General features: G+C 42.1%; 5 protein-coding genes. All 5 read left to right on the top strand.

Going from position 1 to position 3,031, the window contains the following annotated elements; all coding sequences use genetic code 11:
- Positions 1–97: 97 nt before the first annotated feature.
- Complete coding sequence (gene rpsJ, locus OB13_RS19505) at positions 98–403, top strand: 30S ribosomal protein S10 (RefSeq protein WP_007654312.1); 306 nt, start codon at positions 98–100, stop codon at positions 401–403.
- A 174-nt stretch (positions 404–577) separates the two neighbouring features.
- Positions 578–1,195, top strand: a complete 618-nt coding sequence (rplC, locus tag OB13_RS19500) for a 50S ribosomal protein L3 (protein WP_461491858.1) — start codon at positions 578–580, stop codon at positions 1,193–1,195.
- 1 nt (position 1,196) lies between these two features.
- Positions 1,197–1,823, top strand: coding sequence for a 50S ribosomal protein L4 (rplD, locus tag OB13_RS19495; RefSeq protein ID WP_461491859.1), 627 nt, complete (start codon positions 1,197–1,199; stop codon positions 1,821–1,823).
- A gap of 2 nt (positions 1,824–1,825) precedes the next feature.
- Positions 1,826–2,113 (top strand): 50S ribosomal protein L23, encoded by a 288-nt coding sequence (rplW, locus tag OB13_RS19490; protein WP_461491857.1) that lies wholly within the window; start codon positions 1,826–1,828, stop codon positions 2,111–2,113.
- A 10-nt stretch (positions 2,114–2,123) separates the two neighbouring features.
- A complete protein-coding gene (gene rplB / locus OB13_RS19485) occupies positions 2,124–2,951 on the top strand; it encodes a 50S ribosomal protein L2 (RefSeq protein ID WP_461491856.1) in 828 nt (275 codons plus the stop codon).
- The last annotated feature ends 80 nt before the right edge of the window (positions 2,952–3,031 follow it).

The raw sequence follows: 3,031 nt of genomic DNA, 5'->3' as shown, positions 1-3,031 counted from the left end.
TCTTACTTTCTCTCATTATGAGCAAGTACCACAAAACCTGGCAGATGGCATCATCGCAAAATTAAAAGGAACTGCAGCTAAATAGTAGAATAAGATAATGAATCAGAAAATAAGAATAAAGCTAAAGTCTTACGACCACAACCTGGTAGACAAATCTTCTGAGAAGATTGTTAAAGCTGTAAAGGCTACTGGAGCGATCGTAAGCGGTCCAATTCCTCTTCCAACAGAGAAGGATAAGTTCACCGTACTGCGTTCACCACACGTTAACAAGAAGTCACGTGAGCAGTTTCAACTTTGCACCTACAAGCGCCTGGTTGATATCTACTCAACTAGCTCTAAAACAGTTGATGCACTGATGAAGCTTGAGCTTCCAAGTGGTGTTGATGTTGAGATTAAAGTTTGATAAAAACTGAATCGAAAATAAAAAGAGAACCCTCGGGTTCTCTTTTTTTATGTGCTGATTAATAATATTTTACAGAAAGGTTGTTAAACAAATGTAAAATTTATTAACTTTGCACTCCCTTAGCAAAAGCTGAGGGCTAAAATTATTATATCCATCTTTTAAAAAACAAGTTGAATGCCTGGAATTATCGGTAAAAAAATCGGAATGACAAGCCTCTTCACTGCAGATGGTAAATACACTCCTGTTACGCTTATTCAAGCTGGCCCATGTGTAGTTACTCAGGTGAAGACGGTTGAGACTGATGGCTATGCAGCTGTACAGCTTGGCTACGGCGAGAAAAAGGCTAAAAGAGTAACGAAAGCGCAAGCTGGTCACTTTAAGAAAGCTAATACGTCAGCTAAGAAAAAAGTTGCAGAATTCGATGTAGAAGGTATATCTCCAAGTCTGGGTGATTTGGTAGATGTAAATCTATTCGAAGAAGGAGAGTTTATAGATGTAGTAGGTACATCTAAGGGTAAAGGTTTCCAGGGTGTTGTAAAGCGCCACAACTTTGCCGGTGTAGGTGGTCAGACGCACGGTCAGCACAACAGGGCAAGACACCCTGGTTCTATCGGTGCATGTTCTTGGCCTTCTCGTGTATTCAAAGGAATGCGCATGGCAGGTAGAATGGGCGGTAACAGAGTTAAGATTCAAAACTTAATTGTGGTACGTGTTATTGCAGACAAAAATCTGTTGGTAGTTAGTGGCTCTGTACCAGGTGCCAAAAATTCTTACGTGTTAATTGAGAAATAAAATGGAGCTTTCTGTATTGAATATCAAAGGTGAAGATACAGGTAGAAAGGTGACCCTTTCTGATGCTGTATTTGGTTTAGAGCCAAATGAGCATGCAATGTATCTTGACGTGAAACAGTACCTGGCTAATCAGAGACAAGGTACGCACAAGTCCAAGGAAAGAAACGAAGTAGCTGGATCAACTAAGAAGATCAAGAAGCAAAAAGGTACTGGTGGCGCTCGTGCAGGTAGCTTGAAAGCTCCTCTTTTCAAAGGTGGTGGTAGAGTATTTGGTCCTAAGCCAAGAAACTACAGCTTCAAGTTGAACAAGAAACTGAAAGATATTGCAAGAATATCTGCTCTTTCTCTTTTGGCACGTGATAACAAAGTGACTTTGCTGGAGGCTTTCACATTCGACGCTCCTAAAACAAAGGAGTTTAAAAACATCCTGAGCAGCCTGCAATCAAACGGCAAAACACTTCTGGTGCTTCCTGCTGTAGATAAGAATGTAGTTCTTTCCGGAAGAAACCTGAACAAAGTAAAAGTTTCAACTGCAAGCGATCTGAACACTTACGAACTGTTGAACACAGAGCGAGTGCTGTTGGTAGAAGACTCAGTGAATATTATTGAAAACCTCCTAAGCGCATAACAATGAACATTCTGAAAAAACCGCTTCTGACGGAAAAATTCGCTGCCATGAACGAGGTTGGTAAGTATGCTTTCGAGGTGAACATCCGAGCCAACAAAGTTGAAATCAAAAAGGCAGTTGAAAAGCTTTATGGAGTTACAGTTGAGAAAGTAGCTACCATGAAGACGCAAGGTAAATTGAAAAGCAAGTACACCAAATCGGGTGCTGTTTCAGGCCGTGCGGCTTCCAAGAAAAAAGCAATCGTTACCTTGAAAGAGGGCGAAGTAATAGACTTTTACAGCAGCATATAATTAAATAACAATGGCTTTAAAGAAGTTAAGACCAACAACACCAGGTCAAAGATTCCGTGTAGCGCCAGCGTTCGATGAAATCACGACGGCTACTCCAGAGAAATCTTTGTTGGCACCTATTAAAAAATCTGGTGGACGCAATGACTCGGGCAAAATGACCATGCGCTATATGGGCGGTGGACATAAGCAGAAGTACAGAATGATAGACTTCAAGCGCACCAAGTATGGTGTTCCAGCTACAGTGAAGACTATCGAGTATGATCCGAACAGAACTGCACGTATTGCATTGCTGCACTACGCTGATGGTGAGAAGAGCTATATTATTGCTCCTTCTGGCATTCAGGTAGGTACTGTGATAGTTTCAGGCCCTGGCAGTGCGCCAGAGGTTGGTAACTGTCTTCCTTTATCTGATATTCCTCTAGGTACTATTGTACACAACATCGAGTTGCAACCAGGTAATGGCGCTACTCTGGCAAGAAGTGCAGGATCTTATGCACAGCTTGTAGCAAGAGAAGGCCGCTATGCTACCATCAAGCTTCCTTCAGGAGAGCTTCGCATGGTACTGGTAAACTGCTATGCTACAGTAGGTACAGTTTCTAACTCTGACCATATGAATGTTAAGATTGGCAAAGCCGGTCGTAACAGATGGTTGGGCAGACGTCCAAGAGTACGTGGTGTTGCGATGAACCCGGTTGATCACCCGATGGGTGGTGGTGAAGGTAAGTCATCTGGCGGTCACCCACGCTCACGTAAAGGCTTACTGGCTAAAGGTCTGAAGACAAGAAGCAAGAAAAAGCATTCAGAGAAACTTATAGTTAATAGAGGAAAGAAAAAGTAAATGGCTAGATCACTAAAAAAAGGGCCTTATATTGACTATAGGCTCGAGAAGAAAGTAGACGTGATGAACGAGGCTGGTAA

It is taken from the genome of Pontibacter sp. HJ8, from assembly GCF_054824225.1.
The sequence above is the reverse complement of the archived record's forward strand: the minus strand, read 5'-3'. Positions and strand labels throughout refer to the sequence as shown.